Consider the following 14,554-nt stretch of genomic DNA (forward strand, 5'->3'; position numbering starts at 1 on the left):
GCCACGGCGCGGATAGGGAAAGGGGCGGCCCGGTGCCGCCCCTTTTCATTTCAGCCGGATTTTCATTTCAGGCGGACGGGAACCCCGGGGATCTGCTTGGCGGTGCGGATCGTGAGCGACGTCTTCACATGCTCGACGTTGGGCGCCGGGGTTAGCTGGGTGGTCAGCAGCTTCTGAAAGCTCTGCAGGTCGGTGGCGACGATCTTCAGGATGAAGTCGATCTCGCCGTTGAGCATATGGCATTCGCGGACCTCGGGAATGTCCGCGACATGCGCCTCGAACGCCCGCAGATCGGCCTCCGCCTGGCTGCGCAGGCTCACCATCGCGAATACGGTCAGGCCGTAACCCAGCGCTTCGGCGTCCAGCGCGGCATGATATCCGCGGATCGCCCCCTGGTCCTCCAGCGCGCGCACGCGGCGCAGGCAAGGCGGGGCGGTCAACCCCACGCGCTCGGCCAGTTCGACGTTGGTCATGCGGCCATTTTCCTGCAGCAGGTCCAGTATCCGCATGTCGATATCGTCGAACCGCATCGGCATCCGTCCTCCTGCATCATTGCTGCGCCACGCAACCGGTAAGCATAAGATTATTACGCCGCAACACATTTGTCCCACATTGCGACGTGCCGAATTGGTGACTTGGGCGGCTGGGCTTCCGGGGTTAAGGAATCCTTACGGCGCGCGTTCCGGCAGCGCCCAGGGAACAGGGTTCAGGTGCGCTTCGACGATACGCTTGAGACGGTTCTCGCCGGCGATCTCGGCACTCCCTATGGCATGCAATCCGCATGGCGCCAGCTCGTCGACCTGATCGGCCGCGGCAGGGCGCTTCCTGATCCGCGCGCTCTCAACATCCTGCGCGGGATTCGCGAGAAGGTACCGCTCGCGGTGCGCGCGGCCAGCGCCCGGGGGCTGGAATTCGCGAACCCGCCTCCCGCGCTGGTCCGGCTGCTCGCGGTCGATGAGGTCAAGGTGGCCGTGCCGGTACTGCGCAGCGCCCGCCTGAGCACCGCGGACTGGGTGCAGCTCCTGCCCGAGCTTTCGCCCGCAGGCCGCGCCGTACTGCGCAATCGCCGCGACCTGAGCCCGGTGGTCCGCCGCGCGCTGGAGAGCTTCGGACCGATCGACTTCATCCTGCCCGACGAATCCGTGCCTGACGTGCCGGAAGTTCCCGTCGAGCCCGAAATCGCCGCTGCGGTGGCGCCGGAGCAGGGTGGAGAGGGCTGGACAGAAGCGGCGGTCACGCCCGATTCGGCGCCGGAGCCTGTCGTTGTATCCGAAGCGGAGCCTGAAATCGCCGAGGCCGCGCCCGTTCCGGAAGCGCTTGTCCCGCCCGCAGCAATCGAGGCCGAGGCTGCCCCGCTTGAAGTGGAGCCCCCGATCGCGGCGACGGACGCCGTGGTCGCGGTTCCTGCCGAATCGCCCGCCGGGACGGTCGCGTCCGAAGAAGCGCGGCACCCGGCCGCCGAGGTTGCCGCGCCGGCCGCCGATCCAGCTCCTCCTCCGCCGCCGGCCGAGGCTGATCTGGCGCGTGCGAATCTGGCCGGGGCGGGCGTGTTCGCCGGGGCTGCCTGGCTCGCCCCGGTGGATGCCGCCGTCGAGGAGGTCGCGCCGGTTGCGGAGGTGCCTGCCGCTCCCGTCACCGTCACGCCGCCGCCGGTGCCCGTCGCGCCGATCTTCACCGCGCCCGCACCCGCGCCCGTAGTGGAGGCGCCCAAGGGGCCGCCCGAGCAGATGGTCGACTGGACGCAGGTGCTCGCCACGCCTACGGCCGCGGCAGCGCCGGTACCGGCGCCCGAGCATGCCGCGATGCCGGCACCACAGCCCGAGGCCGCATCGATGCCCCCCGAACCGCTTCACCCCCAGGAGGCCGCCGCGCCCGCCGTTCCGGCGGGTGGCGAAAGCTCCGTTTTGGTGGAAGCCGTTGTCGAGGAAGAAGATTTCTCGTTCGTTTCGCTGGCGCGAGTCGCCGCGGCGATACCCATTTCGGCGATTGTAGCGGCTCCGGAACCCATGCCGGTCCAATCCGGGACAACCGGGGCAACGAGCCGGTCGGAGCCGATTGCGCAGCCCGCCGAAGCGGCTCAGGAAGCGCCCATGGCCACGATCGACACGATCTTCGCCGACGCGCCCGAAGCCGCCGCAGCGCCGCATGCCGACACGCATGCCTCTGCCGCACCGGGCGACGAGGCGCAGGAAGGACCCTTCCAGATTGCCGAGGTTGTCGCGCGAATCGATGCGTTCTGGCGCGATCGCGAGGCGGCCCAGATCCGCGGCGATGGCGGGGTTCGCGCCGTGCCGGTTGCGGACAGCTTCCGGTTCGAGACCGATGCCAAGGGCGTGATCCGCTGGGTGGAGGGCGTTTCGCGCGCGCCGCTCGTGGGACTTTCGCTGGAGGGCGTGCCGGGGGGCGCGGGCTCGCAGGTTGATGGTGTCGCGTCGGGCGCTTTCCGCCGCCGCGCGGGCTTCTCCAACGCCCGGTTGCTGATCGATGGCGAATCGGATGCCTCCGGCGCCTGGCTGATGTCGGCGATCCCGGTGTTCGATCCCGCCAACGGCCGCTTCACCGGCTATCGCGGCACCGCCCGGCGACCGCGCGCGGACGAGCGCGCCGAGCCGGTTCGGGCCGCCGCCGCCCGCGCAACGCCGGCCGACTCGCTCCGCCAGCTCGTCCATGAGCTGCGCACCCCTACCAACGCCATCGCCGGCTTCGCCGAGATGATCGAGACGCAGATGCTCGGCCCGGTCGCCGATCCCTATCGCGACCGCGCGACCGTCATTCGCTCGCAGGCCAAGGAGCTGCTGGGCGCGATCGACGATCTCGACCTGGCGGCGCGGCTGGACAGTTCCGCGCTGTCGCTCGTGCCCGGCCGCGTCGCGCTGCGGCCGCTGCTCGCGGGCATTGCCGACGATCTGGCGCAGCTCGCCGCGTTGCGCGGATCGTGCATCGCGCTGCCGGTGGACGATCTGGCGGTGAACGGCGATCGCCGCGCCGTGGAGCGCCTGTTGTCGCGGCTGATGGCCACGCTGGTTTCCGCGAGCACCATGGGCGAGCGGATCGGCGTTCGCACCGCGACCGAGGGTGAGGCTGTGCTGATCACGATCGATCGCCCCCAGGCGCTCTCCGACTATCCGGGCGACAAGGTGCTGGGCATCGACGACGAGGATGGCGACACATCGCTGCTGGGCGCCGGATTCGCCCTGCGGCTGGCGCGGAATCTGGCGCGCGAGCTGGGCGGCGGGCTGGTGATCGGGCCGGAAAGCTTGACTCTTCGCCTCCCTGCCTTCGAAAATAAGCCGGTGGGTCAGGCACATCTAAGCTGATCGATGGGAGAGGGCAGCCCAGCGCGCGACCAGCGCCGCGGGGCTTATCGTGCCCCTGCGCCCTCGGCCCAGGCGCTGGTGGATTGGCCTGAGAGCTTCGGTAACCGCTTCTCTATCTTCGTCGATACCGAAGAGGAGTTCGACTGGGGCCGCCCGCTGCAGCGCGAATCATCGGAAACGCGCGCCATCGCGGCGTTGCCGCGGCTGCATCGCCGATTCGCCGAACGCGGCGTGCCGAGCGTCTATCTGGTCGATTATCCGGTGGCGGCCGATCCCGCCGCGGTGGAGACGATCGCCGCGCTGATCGCGGAGGACGGCCGCTCGACGGTGGGCACCCAGCTTCATCCCTGGGTGATGCCGCCGTTCGAGGAAGAGGTGAACGGTTTCAACAGCTTCGCCGGCAATCTGCCCGAAGCGCTGGAACGGGCCAAGTTGACGCTGCTGACGGAGACGATCGCGAAAGCGTTCGGGGCGCCGCCGCTGATCTATCGTGCCGGCCGTTATGGCATCGGCCCGCGCACGGCGGGGCTGCTGGCGGAACTGGGCTACCGGATCGATAGCTCGATGCGATCGGCCTATGATTATTCGGCGGAGGGCGGGCCGGATTTCACCGCGATTCGCAACGCAGCGTTCCGCTTCGGCCCCGGCGATGCGCTGGTGGAGCTGCCGCTCACCACGATATTCACCGGGCGGCTGCGCAAGGCGGGAGCCGGGCTGTTCCATGCGCTCGGCCGCGTGCCGCATGCGCGCGGGGTGGCGGCGCGGCTCGGCCTGCTCTCGCGCGTTGCGCTGACGCCGGAAGACATGCCGATCGCCGACGCGCTGGAGGCGATCCGCATCGCGGCGGGGGAGGGCGAGCGGCTGCTCAACTTCAGCTATCATTCGCCCTCGGCGGAACCCGGGCACACGCCCTATGTGCGCGACGCGGCCGATCTCGCCGCGTTCGATCGCTGGTGGGATTCGGCGCTCGACCTGCTCGACCGGCTGGGATTCCGGCCCGCATCCCAGGCCGATCTGATCGCGGCGGCTTGCGGGAAGGGCGCTGCTTCCGCTAACGCCCCGGGTGCTGGGGGCCTGTAGCTCAATGGTTAGAGCTGGCCGCTCATAACGGCTAGGTTGGGGGTTCGAGTCCCTCCGGGCCTACCAGTGCCCCCTGGCCCGCCGTCAAAGGGCAAGCTCCTCGCTTGCGCGGCCCGGCGATAACGTTACGCTCATAAATTGCGCTCAGGCTGGCCCGTGCAGGCGGGCAAGGGCGGCATGTGGCGTCTTGCCGTGCTTGCACGAACCCCAGCGGATGGAGGATTTTATGATGTATGGTGGCGGTCAGAACGATGGCGGTGCCGCGGGCGACGGCAGCGGCGGCACGCCCTCGCCGCAGCCCACGCCCACGCCTACGCCGAGGCCCACCAAGCCGGGTATCGACTGCTGATGGATCTGCCGTTCCTGGCATTCTGTTTCGGGATGGCGGCGGTGATGACCGCCGCCAGCCTGACGGTCATCGCCTATCCCGATGTGCCGCTGGCACGCGGGGCGCTGGTGGTGTTCGTCAATTGGGTGCTGGGAACGGTATTCGCACTGTCCACCAACATCACCGATGGCTGGTGGTTCAACATCCTGATCGATCTGGCGTCGGCTGTGGCGCTGCTGCGGCTGGGGCGGGGACGGTGGCAGGTCGGGCTGGGGCTTACCTATTGCATCCAGCTATGCGGACACCTGTTCTATGCGTTGACGATCACGCGCGGTCAGGCGGCGGCCTGGCCCTATTATAGCTGGCTTACCGCGATCGCCTGGCTTCAGTTGCTGCTGGTGGCGGGATGGGCTGCCGACGTGTGGTGGCGCAGTTCCCGCGCGGCGCGCGCCCAGCCCTGATCGCGGTGTTCCCGCACCCCCTTCACGCGGCCGCCCGCTGCGGCTAGGGGATCGCGACGCTTCCGTGTCGGGGAGTAGCGCAGCCTGGTAGCGCATCTGCTTTGGGAGCAGAGGGTCGCAGGTTCGAATCCTGTCTCCCCGACCATTACCATTCCGAAGACGCAATCGCATGAACGCCCGGGCGGTTCAGGCCGGGCGGCCTCCCAGCCATAGGGCTAGGTTGGCCGCGTAGCGGCGGATGGCGCGCTGGGCCTCCGGGGCGTGGCGCAGGCCGTCGCCGGGGGCTTCGCTGACGAAGCTGGGACAGCCCGTCGCGGGGTCCCAGTTGTAATCGGCGAAATGATGGAAGGTGGATTGCGCCAGCGCCGGGCCGTGTCCTGCGGAGCGCTCGAACGCGACGGCGATGTTGAAGGTCCGCCCGGTCGTCCGGCTGGTGCCGGTGGTGATCACGCGGGCCGTGGGGTCGCCCGGCGGGGCGCCCACCGCGCCCTCATGCGGGTGCGCGGGCAGATACCGGATCAGGCCGCCGGGCGCATCAGGATCGCGGAGCAGGGCATGGGGCTCTCCCAGCGGCGCGATCTCCTGGAAATCGCCGTTCGCGCCCGAATGATAGTTGGGCCACAGGATATAGCCGGTCTCGCGATCGTCGGGCACGTGGCGCGTGCCGTCCGGATCGGGATTGTGGCTGTGGAAGAAATGCGCGCTGCCGACGCCGCCCAGCGTGCAGACGGAGCAGCCCAAATCCATATGATCGCGCGTGACCATCAGCCCGCCGCCCCGGCGCCAGAACCGGTCGATCGCCGCGCAATCGGCGGGATCCAGCCCGTCGCCGGTATCCACTGCGAACAGCCAGAGCGCGTCGTAATCCGAAGCGTCGATCGTCGAGAGCACCGGGTCCGGACTGCCGGGCCCGGTACGGTCGCGCGCGGTGACGTGGCAGAGCGGCGCGCCGTCGGGGCCGGTCAGCCCCGCCACGTGATCGCGCAGCAGCGAGAATCGCCCGATGTGCCAATCGTCGGCGATCGGCGGGATCGTGGTCTGCAGCAGGATGCGAATCGGTGAAGCCATGATGTCCTCCCGGGCGGGGCCGTGGCGGGGAGGGCAGGGCCGCTCCGCGCCGGCGCGTGACGGAATATCGGCGCGAACCTGGCATCCTGCAACCGGGCTGTCCGCCTTCGGGAGGAAGGCTGCGGACCGGCGTGGCGCCCCCGCGCGGACTGGAGCTCCGCCCGAATCAAAAAGGGCGCCCCTTGCGGGACGCCCCCTTGATCTCGACCCAGGCCGCCAGGCGGCCTGGACGCGAATTACATCGCGTTGCCGGTCACGTTCTCGACCGGGGCGCCGACGTTCTCGGCCATCACGTCCGCGCCGTTGTCATAATCGCTGACATTGGCTTCGACGGTGTTGGCTTCGGTGGTGTTGTTGGTGGCCGCAGGCGTGCAGGCCGCAAGCGTCATCAGGCCGGCGGCAGCAGCAACAGTGAGGACCTTCTTCATCTCGGTTGCTCCCAATGATAAGCAATCATTCGCGGCCGGCCCGATTGCCGTCGCGAAGCTGTCCACATAGCGGTAGTTACGTTTGCGTCAATCGCAATTTCGGTCGCCGTTCCCGCTGTTGGACAAATTTCCGCCCGTTTTACGCCATCGGACGGCCATATACACGCACCGCAGAACCCCCCTCCCGGAAGCCTTCGTTGCAACGCCGCAATTATCACGAAGCGGCGTACCGGGCGAGCTTTTTTGTGTGTCCGGTCACGGACGCGGAGTCACCGGACCGATATCCTCGTGTGCATCCGCAACAACGGCCAGCATTGCTGTCCAAGCCGCCACATTCTGCCGCAGTTGGGCGGGGTCGATCTTGTCGAGCGTGTCGTCCGCCGTGTGGTGCAGATCGAAGTAGCGGCTGCCCGACTGGGCCAGGTCGATCGCCGCCACGCCAGCGCGGTGGAGCGGCGCGATGTCGGTGCCGTCGCCGCCGATCGCCGGGCCGCGCGCGATGCCGAGCGGAAGCAGCGCGGCGGCCACCCGATCCCCCACGGCCCTTGCGTTTTCGGGCAGGTTGAACTCCACCTTCCAGATGCGGTCCGCGCCGAAATCGCTTTCGCTCGCGGTGGCGTGGCGCTCGCTCTTGTGCGCCTCGAAATAGGCCTTGGCGCCGAACGCGCCGACCTCTTCCGATCCGGCGAAGAGGATACGGATCGTGCGCCGGGGCGTGCCCGCCTGCTGGATTCGCCGGGCGGCGGCGGCCACGATCCCGCAGCCCGCGGCATCGTCGATCGCGCCGGTGCCCAGGTCCCAGCTATCGAGGTGGCAGGCGACCACGACGATTCCCGCGGCCGGATCGCTGCCCGGCACCTCGGCGATGACGTTGCCCGATTCGGCCTGCTTCACGGTGGAGGGCGTGAGCGTCAGCCTAAGCGTCACCGGCTTGCCGCGCGCCACGATGCGCTCAAGCTGCTCGGCATCAGGCACGGAGAGCGCGCCGGCGGGGATCGGCGCCACGCCCTCTTCGAAGCGGGTGTTCCCGGTGTGGGGCGTGCGGTGATAATCGGTGCCGATCGATCGGATCACGATCGCCGCCGCGCCCTTCTTCGCCGCGACGTTCGGCCCCTGGGTGCGCACCGGGCCGAACGCGCCATAGCTCGATCCGTCCTGGGTGGCGGTCATCCGGTGAGTGATGAAAACGATCTTGCCCTTCACCGCGGCATCCGGCGCGGCCTTCAGCGCATCGAGCGAGGCGAACATCACCACCTCCGCCTCAACGCCCTTCGGCCCGGTGGCACCGGAATTGCCCAGCGCGGTGACGGTCAGCTTCTGGGGGAAGGGGCCGGTCACCTCGGCGCGCTCGTCGCCGCGCAGCCATACCGGCATCATATAGGGCTCGATGCGGACGTTGGCGAAGCCCTGGGCCTTCAGCCACGCCTCCGCCCAGGCGCGGCCGCGCGCCTCGGCCGGGGTGCCGGCGGGGCGGGGGCCAACCTCGGTCGTGATGCCTTCGATGAAATCCCAGGCAAGCGTGTCCTGGAGCGCGGCATCGCGCAGCGCGGCGGGATCGAGCGGCTGGGCCAGGGCGGGGAGGGGCAGGAGCAGCGCGGCAAGCGCGGCGGCGACGCGATACTGGGGCTTGTGCATATCCGCCTGCTAATCGGCGTGCGGGCGTTTGCCAACCGGCCGGGCCATCGCTACATGCGCAGCCGAAAATCCCGCATCCCAGCTACCCGACGGAGACCCGCACCGTGGCCGCCCAATACGCCTTCGTGATGAAGGACATGACCAAGACCTTCCCCGGCGCGCAAAAGCCGGTGCTGTCGAACATCAACCTGCAATTCTATCAGGGGGCGAAGATTGGCATCGTCGGCCCCAACGGCGCCGGCAAGTCGACGCTGATGAAGATCATGGCCGGTATCGACAAGGAGTTCTCCGGCGAGGCGTGGCCTGGCGAGAACATCACCGTCGGCTATCTGCCGCAGGAGCCGCAACTCGATCCGGCCAAGACCGTGCTCGAGAACGTCAAGGACGGCGCGCGCGAGACCGCCGACATGCTCGATCGCTTCAACGCGATCTCGGCCGAGATGGGCGATCCCAAGGACGACACCGATTTCGACGCGCTGATGGAGGAGATGGGCGAGCTCCAGGCCAAGATCGACGCGGTCGACGGCTGGACGCTCGACAACCAGCTCGAGGTCGCGATGGAGGCGCTGCGCTGCCCGCCGTCCGACTGGAGCGTTGAGAATCTGTCGGGCGGCGAGAAGCGCCGCATCGCGCTCACCCGGCTGCTGATCCAGAAGCCCTCGATCCTGCTGCTCGACGAGCCGACCAACCACCTGGACGCGGAGAGCGTGCAGTGGCTGGAAAGCCACCTCAAGGAATATCCGGGCGCGGTGCTGATGATCACCCACGACCGCTATTTCCTGGACAATGTGGTCGACTGGATCCTGGAACTCGATCGCGGCAAATATTTCCCCTACGAGGGCAATTACTCCACCTATCTGGAAAAGAAGGCCAAGCGCCTGGAGCAGGAGGACCGCGAGGCCACCGGCCGCCAGAAGGCGATCAACGACGAGCTGGAGTGGATCCGCGCCGGCGTGAAGGGCCGCCAGACCAAGTCCAAGGCGCGCATCAAGCGGTTCGAGGACCTGGTCACCGCCCAGGAAAACCGCACGCCGGGCAAGGCCCAGATCGTCATCCAGGTGCCCGAGCGGCTGGGCGGCAAGGTGATCGAGGTGAACGGCATCTCGAAAAGCTATGGCGACAAGCTGCTGTTCGAGGACCTGAGCTTCACGCTGCCGCCGGGCGGCATCGTGGGCGTGATCGGGCCGAACGGCGCGGGCAAGTCCACGCTGTTCAAGATCATCACCGGCCAGGAACAGCCCGACAGCGGCACGATCGACGTCGGCTCCACGGTGCGGCTGGGCTATGTCGACCAGAGCCGTGACCATCTCGACGCATCGAAGAACGTCTGGGAGGAGATTTCGGACGGTCTCGATTACGTAAAGGTCAACGGCCACGACATGAGCACGCGCGCCTATGTCGGCGCGTTCAACTTCAAGGGGCAGGACCAGCAGAAGAACGTCGGCAAGCTTTCCGGCGGCGAGCGCAATCGCGTCCACATCGCCAAGATGCTGAAGCGCGGCGGCAACGTGCTGCTGCTCGACGAGCCGACCAACGACCTGGACGTCGAGACGCTGGGCGCGCTGGAGGAGGCGATCGAGAATTTCGCGGGCTGCGCCGTGGTGATCAGCCACGATCGCTTCTTCCTCGATCGCCTCGCCACCCACATCCTGGCGTTCGAGGGCGACAGCCATGTCGAATGGTTCGAAGGCAACTTCGAGGCTTATGAAGAAGACAAGCGCCGCCGCCTGGGCGACGCGGCGGACCGTCCTACCCGGCTGGCGTACAAGAAGCTGACTCGGTGAGGTTGCATGGCGACGCGCGCTGCGCCGGTGAAGTCTGAGGGAATGCTCTAGTCGGTGAAGGGGCAGGAATCAGTGTGATATAAAGCGCCGGCGCAAGCCAAAGAGATATGTAGAATGTTCGCTTCATCTGCTTGCGCGTTATTAGAATCAATACCGCAACCAAGGCGTATGCGCGATACCATTTGGCGTATCTATGTCCGGATACGATATCAGTGAATAATACCAGCCAATAATCTATGTCGTCATGACTTACTGGGCAGCGTTCCAAGCTATGATTATAGCGTGAACTGTAGGTTTTTAGGGCATCTAGTAAATGATCTTCTCTGCTATTAGCTTCAATAACAGCCGCAGTTAGATCGTCACCAATCTCGCGAAGTTGTCTGGCGCTGTTATCTAGCTGATACGATCTGACATAATTCTCTCCGCGTTCAATGAGGCTAAATGCAACAATAAATACCGGCAGAAGTATTCCAATAGATTGGAATTTTATCCTAATGTCTCCTGAAATATCTAGCGATCCTGGTAATAGAAGGTATGATATAGCTATGGACCATAGGGATAGTACGACCACGGTTAGCTGAGCTAAATTCCAATCAAATCGAATTCGCTTTGAAGCGCTAAATCGACATGATGATGTAATTCTCATTCTCTCTTGGATTTGCCAAATTTTGCTAACCAGTGACGATTCGGTCTCGCCTGTTGTGTCGTTGCTGCCCATGCTCCCCCTCTCCCCAATATTGGAAAGCTAGCAGATTAGAATAGCACCCTGTCCATCTGTCGCAATAGCGATCATAACTGTCGATATTTCCAAAATATGTGGATATTGGGACGGGGTTTTTAGCTCTTCAGGCTTTCATAATATTGCCTTATGGGCGCTGAATTTCTGATAGATATTTTTGTTTATCAATGGCTTAAATGAATGTGAGCGTTGGCCTGCCATTTGAGCTCCAACGTTGATACCGGACTCGCATTCATCATATGTTGTTTCTGGCTTTTTTCGTAGGATTATCGATTCCACGTGCTTTGAGACGATTGAATATTTATGTTTGGCGTGGCTTGAATGTCCGCCCGATGCCTCCCGCCCCACCCATCACCTATCGCCGCTGGTCCGGCCCGATTGCGGGTGCGGTGCCGTTGCTTCAGGCGCTCTCGGCGCGGGTGTTCGAGGAATATTCGCCCGCCTATCTTCCAGATCGGATCGGCGCTGCCGCCGATCCGCTGCTCTGGCTGGCCGAGCGTGACGGGAACGCGCTGGGGTTCAAGCTGGGATATCGCCGCGGGCCGAAGCTGCTGCTTTCCTGGCTCGGCGGGGTCGCGCCGGAGGCGCGGCGGATGGGCGTGGCCTCGGCGCTGATGGTGCGGCAGCACCAGTCGGCCCGCGAGGCGGGATACCGCTTTGTCGAGACGCGCACCCGTGCGCCCAACAATGCGATGCTGATCCTCAACCTGCGCCACGGCTTCCATATCGTGGGTGCGGAGATCGACCCGCGCGGATTCCTGAAGGTGATCCAGCGCAAGGAACTGACCGTATGACGCAATGGGATCCCACGCTCGTCACACGTGCATATGCGCTGGCGTTAAAATCCTTCGAGGAGGGCGGCTGTCCAATCGGATCGGTGCTGGTGCGCGGACCGGAGATATTGGGGGAGGGGCACAACCAGCGTGTGCAGAAGGGCGATCCGATCGCGCATGGCGAGATGGATGCGATCCGCAACGCCGGACGGCAGAAAAGCTATCGCGACACCACGCTCTACACCTCGCTCAGCCCGTGCATGATGTGCGCGGGCACGATCGTGCAGCTCAAGATCCCCCGCGTCGTGATTGCGGAGAACACGACCTTCGGCGGCAACGAGGATTTCCTGCGCGCCCACGGTGTCGAGGTGACGGTGGTGAACGACGCACGCTGCATCGCGCTGATGCGGCGCTTCATCGCCGAACGGCCCGAGCTGTGGAACGAGGATATCGCCGAGGAATAGCCCCGGCTCAGCGCTCCCGCCCGGCGTTCGCGGCGGCGTTATGCTCGTAGATCCAGACGGAATCGCCGATGACCGTGGTCACCTTTTTCCGGATATATTCGGATTCCAACGGCTTGGCGGGATCATAGCCTTCATAGGCGTCCAGATCGGCGATCACCTTGGGATCGGCGGTCTCATGCACCTCGCCTGCTACCTGGCCTTCGCCGCCCAGCGTCAGGCCGGGGTAGAGGCCCAGATCGCGCACCGTGCCGTTCACCGCGTCGTCGCCCACGAAGCGCATCCGCTCGCCCAGGCGGAACTGGGCGTGTCCGCGCTGGCCGCGCCGCAGCAGGCCGTAGAAGAAGAAGCGTTCCATCGCGCCGCTCACATCGGGCCGAAGCAGCGCGCGAGGCGCGTGAGCACCGGGCCGTAGCGTTTCTGCGCGGACTGGGGATAGGTCAGCTCGAACGACAGCAGCTTGCCGTCGTGCAGGAAGGTGCGTGCATAGAAGACGCGGTTCCCCGCCAGGCCGGAGATGGTGGCCGATTCGCCCTTGCGCGCGCGATAGGTGACGCGGCCGCCCGGCCCCTTCAGGCGCATGCCCTGCCGCTCGATCTCGCCCTTCAGCGAGGTGTCGAGCGCATTGTAGCGGCCATAGACCGCCAGTTCGGCACCGTCGGCAGCGAGGAAGCGCTGGCCGTCGCCGTTGGGGGCCTCGCCCTGAGGGATCAGCAGATCGGCCGGATAGCAGATGCCATATTCGAAGCGTGCGTTGGCATAGACCGGCCAGTCGCCGCCCTGCGCGGGCGCGGCGCCGGCCAGCATCGCAAGCAGAAATACGCCACCGGCCATCGCCGTTCCTCCCAATAGTGCAACCGGCGCCGCGCGTACGGCCGCGCCAGTGTAGTGCGAGATGCGCGCGGATTGAACCGGTCCGTTTCCCGGTCAAGCCGGAGGAACGGCACCCGCCCGGACAGCGCTGGCCTCAGGCGGGAATCGCCCTGGAGGGAGAGCGGCCCCGCGCCGTCAGGCCGTGAAGCGCTTGGTGAAGCCGCGGCCGGGATCGCCGGTGTCGGGAAAGGCCTCCACATCGGTGACCTGCGCCAGCGGCGGCCCTTCGCGGCATGCGGCGACCAGCGCGCCGATCGCGCCTTCCTCGCCGCTGGCCAGCATCTCTACTCGGCCGTCGCGCAGGTTGCGCACCCAGCCCGTCAGCCCCAGCCCGCGTGCGGTGCGCACCGTCCAGTCGCGATAGCCGACCTGATGCACCCGCCCCGACACGTAGATACGCTGTGTCGTCATTCCGATCCTCACCGGGCCGGAATACGCCCCGGCCGCGCGCATCCTAGCAAGCCGTAGGCAAGCAGGGGAGCCCGGGGGGTGATCGCCCCGGCGCGCAAAAGCCTCCCCTCGCGGACATGCGGGGGGAGGCATGGCGGCTTTGGGGTTCGTTACCGGTTCAGCCCTGCGGCTTGCCGCGCAGCGCGTCGAGGCTCCACGAGCCCGCGCCAGCCGCGGCGAGATAGAGGAAGATGAAGGCGAACAGCATCGCCGGCTCGCCGCCGTTGTTGGCGGGGAAGAAGCCCTGCGGCGCATGCGCGATGAAATAGGCGGCGGCCGACATGCCCGAAGCCAGGAAGGCCACCGGGCGGGTGAACAGGCCGAGCAGGATCAGCGTGCCGCCGACCAGCTCGATCACCGCGGCGGCGATCAGCATCGCGGGCAGCGGCCCGGGCATCGGAAATTCGGGAAAGCCGAACAGCTTGGACGAGCCATGCTGGATGAACGCCAGCGCGGCGGCGATACGGAGGATGGAAAGGAGCGGGCCGCTCCAGCTTGCAGGAATGGGCATTGGGATTCTCCCGTTGTGGTGCGACGGAAGATGGTTGCGCTGGCGGCACGAACAATGGCCGTGCGGGAAACGCATGGTTTCCGGCGGGCGCGCGATCCGGCGGGGCTGTTCTCGGCTTCGCTGAACCCGTTCCGGCTCTGCGCTCAGGGATAGGCGATCGCCATCACCTCATATTCGCGCTCGCCGGCGGGCAGCGCCACGCGCCGCAGGTCGCCGATCGCGGCGCCGCGCAGCGCCCGGGCCAGGGGAGCGTTCCAGCCGACCAGCCCCTTGCCGGCGTCGGCCTCGTCATCGCCCACAAGAGTCAGCGTGCGATGATTGTCGTCCTCGTCCGCGATGGTGACGGTGGCGCCGAACCAGACGCGGCCCTTGTCCTCCTGCCGCGCGGGATCGATCACCTTGGCGGCCTTCATCCGCTTCGAGAGCCAGCCGAGCCGCCGGTCGAGCTCGCGCAGCCGCTTGCGGCCATAGATATAGTCGCCGTTTTCCGAACGGTCGCCGTTGCCCGCGGCCCAGGAGATGGTTTCCACCAGTTGCGGCCGCTCGGTGCCGAACAGCGCGTCATATTCGGACTTCAGCGCGGCATAGCCGGCGGGGGTGATATAGTTGGGGCGATCCATCGCGCTACCTAGCCCCGCCGGGCCAG

Annotated in this window: 16 protein-coding genes and 2 tRNA genes; 8 read left to right on the forward strand and 10 right to left on the reverse strand. The window is 66.5% G+C overall.

Translation table 11 applies throughout. From position 1 onward, the window contains the following. Positions 1–62: 62 nt before the first annotated feature. Entirely contained in the window at positions 63–530 is a 468-nt protein-coding gene (locus OM513_RS12530) for an Lrp/AsnC family transcriptional regulator (RefSeq protein ID WP_264944769.1), read from the reverse strand. A gap of 180 nt (positions 531–710) precedes the next feature. Between OM513_RS12530 and OM513_RS12535 the strand changes: the two genes are divergently transcribed. The 5 genes from OM513_RS12535 (at position 711) to OM513_RS12555 (ending at position 5,331) form a co-directional block, all read left to right on the forward strand. Beyond that, positions 711–3,317 (forward strand): sensor histidine kinase, encoded by a 2,607-nt coding sequence (locus OM513_RS12535; RefSeq protein WP_264944693.1) that lies wholly within the window; start codon positions 711–713, stop codon positions 3,315–3,317. Positions 3,318–3,320: 3 nt separating this feature from the next. Further along, complete coding sequence (locus tag OM513_RS12540; RefSeq protein WP_264944695.1) at positions 3,321–4,397, forward strand: polysaccharide deacetylase family protein; 1,077 nt, start codon at positions 3,321–3,323, stop codon at positions 4,395–4,397. Continuing rightward, positions 4,388–4,463: transfer RNA gene (locus OM513_RS12545), tRNA-Ile, on the forward strand. The genes OM513_RS12540 and OM513_RS12545 overlap by 10 nt, the downstream gene beginning before the upstream one ends. Positions 4,464–4,745: 282 nt before the next feature. Beyond that, entirely contained in the window at positions 4,746–5,186 is a 441-nt protein-coding gene (locus OM513_RS12550; RefSeq protein ID WP_264944697.1) for a hypothetical protein, read from the forward strand. Positions 5,187–5,254: 68 nt separating this feature from the next. Then, positions 5,255–5,331, forward strand: a tRNA-Pro gene (locus OM513_RS12555). 41 nt (positions 5,332–5,372) lie between these two features. Here the strand turns inward: OM513_RS12555 and OM513_RS12560 are convergent. The 3 genes from OM513_RS12560 to OM513_RS12570 form a co-directional block, all read right to left on the reverse strand. Then, the gene (locus OM513_RS12560) at positions 5,373–6,254 is read right to left on the reverse strand and encodes a hypothetical protein (RefSeq protein ID WP_264944699.1); all 882 of its coding nucleotides are present in this window, start codon (positions 6,252–6,254) and stop codon (positions 5,373–5,375) included. 236 nt (positions 6,255–6,490) lie between these two features. Then, positions 6,491–6,682 (reverse strand): hypothetical protein, encoded by a 192-nt coding sequence (locus tag OM513_RS12565; RefSeq protein ID WP_264944700.1) that lies wholly within the window; start codon positions 6,680–6,682, stop codon positions 6,491–6,493. 255 nt (positions 6,683–6,937) lie between these two features. Then, entirely contained in the window at positions 6,938–8,317 is a 1,380-nt protein-coding gene (locus OM513_RS12570) for a M20/M25/M40 family metallo-hydrolase (protein WP_264944701.1), read from the reverse strand. Between the two features lie 104 nt (positions 8,318–8,421). On the opposite strand from OM513_RS12570, the gene ettA reads away from it, so the two are divergent. Beyond that, the gene (gene ettA / locus OM513_RS12575; protein WP_264944702.1) at positions 8,422–10,101 is read left to right on the forward strand and encodes an energy-dependent translational throttle protein EttA; all 1,680 of its coding nucleotides are present in this window, start codon (positions 8,422–8,424) and stop codon (positions 10,099–10,101) included. Here ettA and OM513_RS12580 read toward each other — a convergent pair. Then, the gene (locus tag OM513_RS12580; RefSeq protein WP_264944703.1) at positions 10,067–10,819 is read right to left on the reverse strand and encodes an SLATT domain-containing protein; all 753 of its coding nucleotides are present in this window, start codon (positions 10,817–10,819) and stop codon (positions 10,067–10,069) included. The genes ettA and OM513_RS12580 overlap by 35 nt on opposite strands. A gap of 353 nt (positions 10,820–11,172) precedes the next feature. Here OM513_RS12580 and OM513_RS12585 point away from each other — a divergent pair, with 353 nt between their 5' ends. Beyond that, complete coding sequence (locus OM513_RS12585; protein WP_264944705.1) at positions 11,173–11,634, forward strand: GNAT family N-acetyltransferase; 462 nt, start codon at positions 11,173–11,175, stop codon at positions 11,632–11,634. Continuing rightward, positions 11,631–12,077 (forward strand): nucleoside deaminase, encoded by a 447-nt coding sequence (locus OM513_RS12590; RefSeq protein WP_264944707.1) that lies wholly within the window; start codon positions 11,631–11,633, stop codon positions 12,075–12,077. Before OM513_RS12585 ends, OM513_RS12590 begins: the two co-directional genes overlap by 4 nt. 7 nt (positions 12,078–12,084) lie before the next feature. Here OM513_RS12590 and OM513_RS12595 read toward each other — a convergent pair whose 3' ends face one another. The 5 genes from OM513_RS12595 to greB all read right to left on the reverse strand — a co-directional run bounded on the left by OM513_RS12595 (position 12,085) and on the right by greB (position 14,528). Then, positions 12,085–12,432 (reverse strand): gamma-glutamylcyclotransferase family protein, encoded by a 348-nt coding sequence (locus tag OM513_RS12595; RefSeq protein WP_264944708.1) that lies wholly within the window; start codon positions 12,430–12,432, stop codon positions 12,085–12,087. Between the two features lie 8 nt (positions 12,433–12,440). After that, positions 12,441–12,908, reverse strand: a complete 468-nt coding sequence (locus OM513_RS12600; protein WP_264944710.1) for a hypothetical protein — start codon at positions 12,906–12,908, stop codon at positions 12,441–12,443. A 174-nt stretch (positions 12,909–13,082) separates the two neighbouring features. Then, a complete protein-coding gene (locus tag OM513_RS12605; RefSeq protein WP_264944711.1) occupies positions 13,083–13,358 on the reverse strand; it encodes an acylphosphatase in 276 nt (91 codons plus the stop codon). A gap of 157 nt (positions 13,359–13,515) precedes the next feature. Beyond that, entirely contained in the window at positions 13,516–13,908 is a 393-nt protein-coding gene (locus OM513_RS12610) for a DoxX family protein (RefSeq protein ID WP_264944713.1), read from the reverse strand. Positions 13,909–14,051: 143 nt separating this feature from the next. Further along, the gene (greB, locus tag OM513_RS12615) at positions 14,052–14,528 is read right to left on the reverse strand and encodes a transcription elongation factor GreB (protein WP_264944714.1); all 477 of its coding nucleotides are present in this window, start codon (positions 14,526–14,528) and stop codon (positions 14,052–14,054) included. Between the last annotated feature and the right edge of the window lie 26 nt (positions 14,529–14,554).

This window comes from Sphingomonas canadensis (assembly GCF_026013525.1).
Lineage (GTDB): Bacteria > Pseudomonadota > Alphaproteobacteria > Sphingomonadales > Sphingomonadaceae > Sphingomonas > Sphingomonas canadensis.

Bases quoted from the DNA above. Each gene is read 5' to 3' on its own strand.
- greB (WP_264944714.1), bottom strand. From the start codon at position 14,528: ATGGATCGCCCCAACTATATCACCCCCGCCGGCTATGCCGCGCTGAAG.
- OM513_RS12550 (WP_264944697.1), top strand. From the start codon at position 4,746: ATGGATCTGCCGTTCCTGGCATTCTGTTTCGGGATGGCGGCGGTGATG.
- OM513_RS12605 (WP_264944711.1), bottom strand. From the start codon at position 13,358: ATGACGACACAGCGTATCTACGTGTCGGGGCGGGTGCATCAGGTCGGC.
- OM513_RS12585 (WP_264944705.1), top strand. From the start codon at position 11,173: ATGCCTCCCGCCCCACCCATCACCTATCGCCGCTGGTCCGGCCCGATT.
- OM513_RS12560 (WP_264944699.1), bottom strand. From the start codon at position 6,254: ATGGCTTCACCGATTCGCATCCTGCTGCAGACCACGATCCCGCCGATC.
- OM513_RS12600 (WP_264944710.1), bottom strand. From the start codon at position 12,908: ATGGCCGGTGGCGTATTTCTGCTTGCGATGCTGGCCGGCGCCGCGCCC.
- OM513_RS12610 (WP_264944713.1), bottom strand. From the start codon at position 13,908: ATGCCCATTCCTGCAAGCTGGAGCGGCCCGCTCCTTTCCATCCTCCGT.
- OM513_RS12580 (WP_264944703.1), bottom strand. From the start codon at position 10,819: ATGGGCAGCAACGACACAACAGGCGAGACCGAATCGTCACTGGTTAGC.
- OM513_RS12565 (WP_264944700.1), bottom strand. From the start codon at position 6,682: ATGAAGAAGGTCCTCACTGTTGCTGCTGCCGCCGGCCTGATGACGCTT.
- OM513_RS12530 (WP_264944769.1), bottom strand. From the start codon at position 530: ATGCGGTTCGACGATATCGACATGCGGATACTGGACCTGCTGCAGGAA.
- OM513_RS12570 (WP_264944701.1), bottom strand. From the start codon at position 8,317: ATGCACAAGCCCCAGTATCGCGTCGCCGCCGCGCTTGCCGCGCTGCTC.
- OM513_RS12590 (WP_264944707.1), top strand. From the start codon at position 11,631: ATGACGCAATGGGATCCCACGCTCGTCACACGTGCATATGCGCTGGCG.
- OM513_RS12595 (WP_264944708.1), bottom strand. From the start codon at position 12,432: ATGGAACGCTTCTTCTTCTACGGCCTGCTGCGGCGCGGCCAGCGCGGA.
- OM513_RS12540 (WP_264944695.1), top strand. From the start codon at position 3,321: ATGGGAGAGGGCAGCCCAGCGCGCGACCAGCGCCGCGGGGCTTATCGT.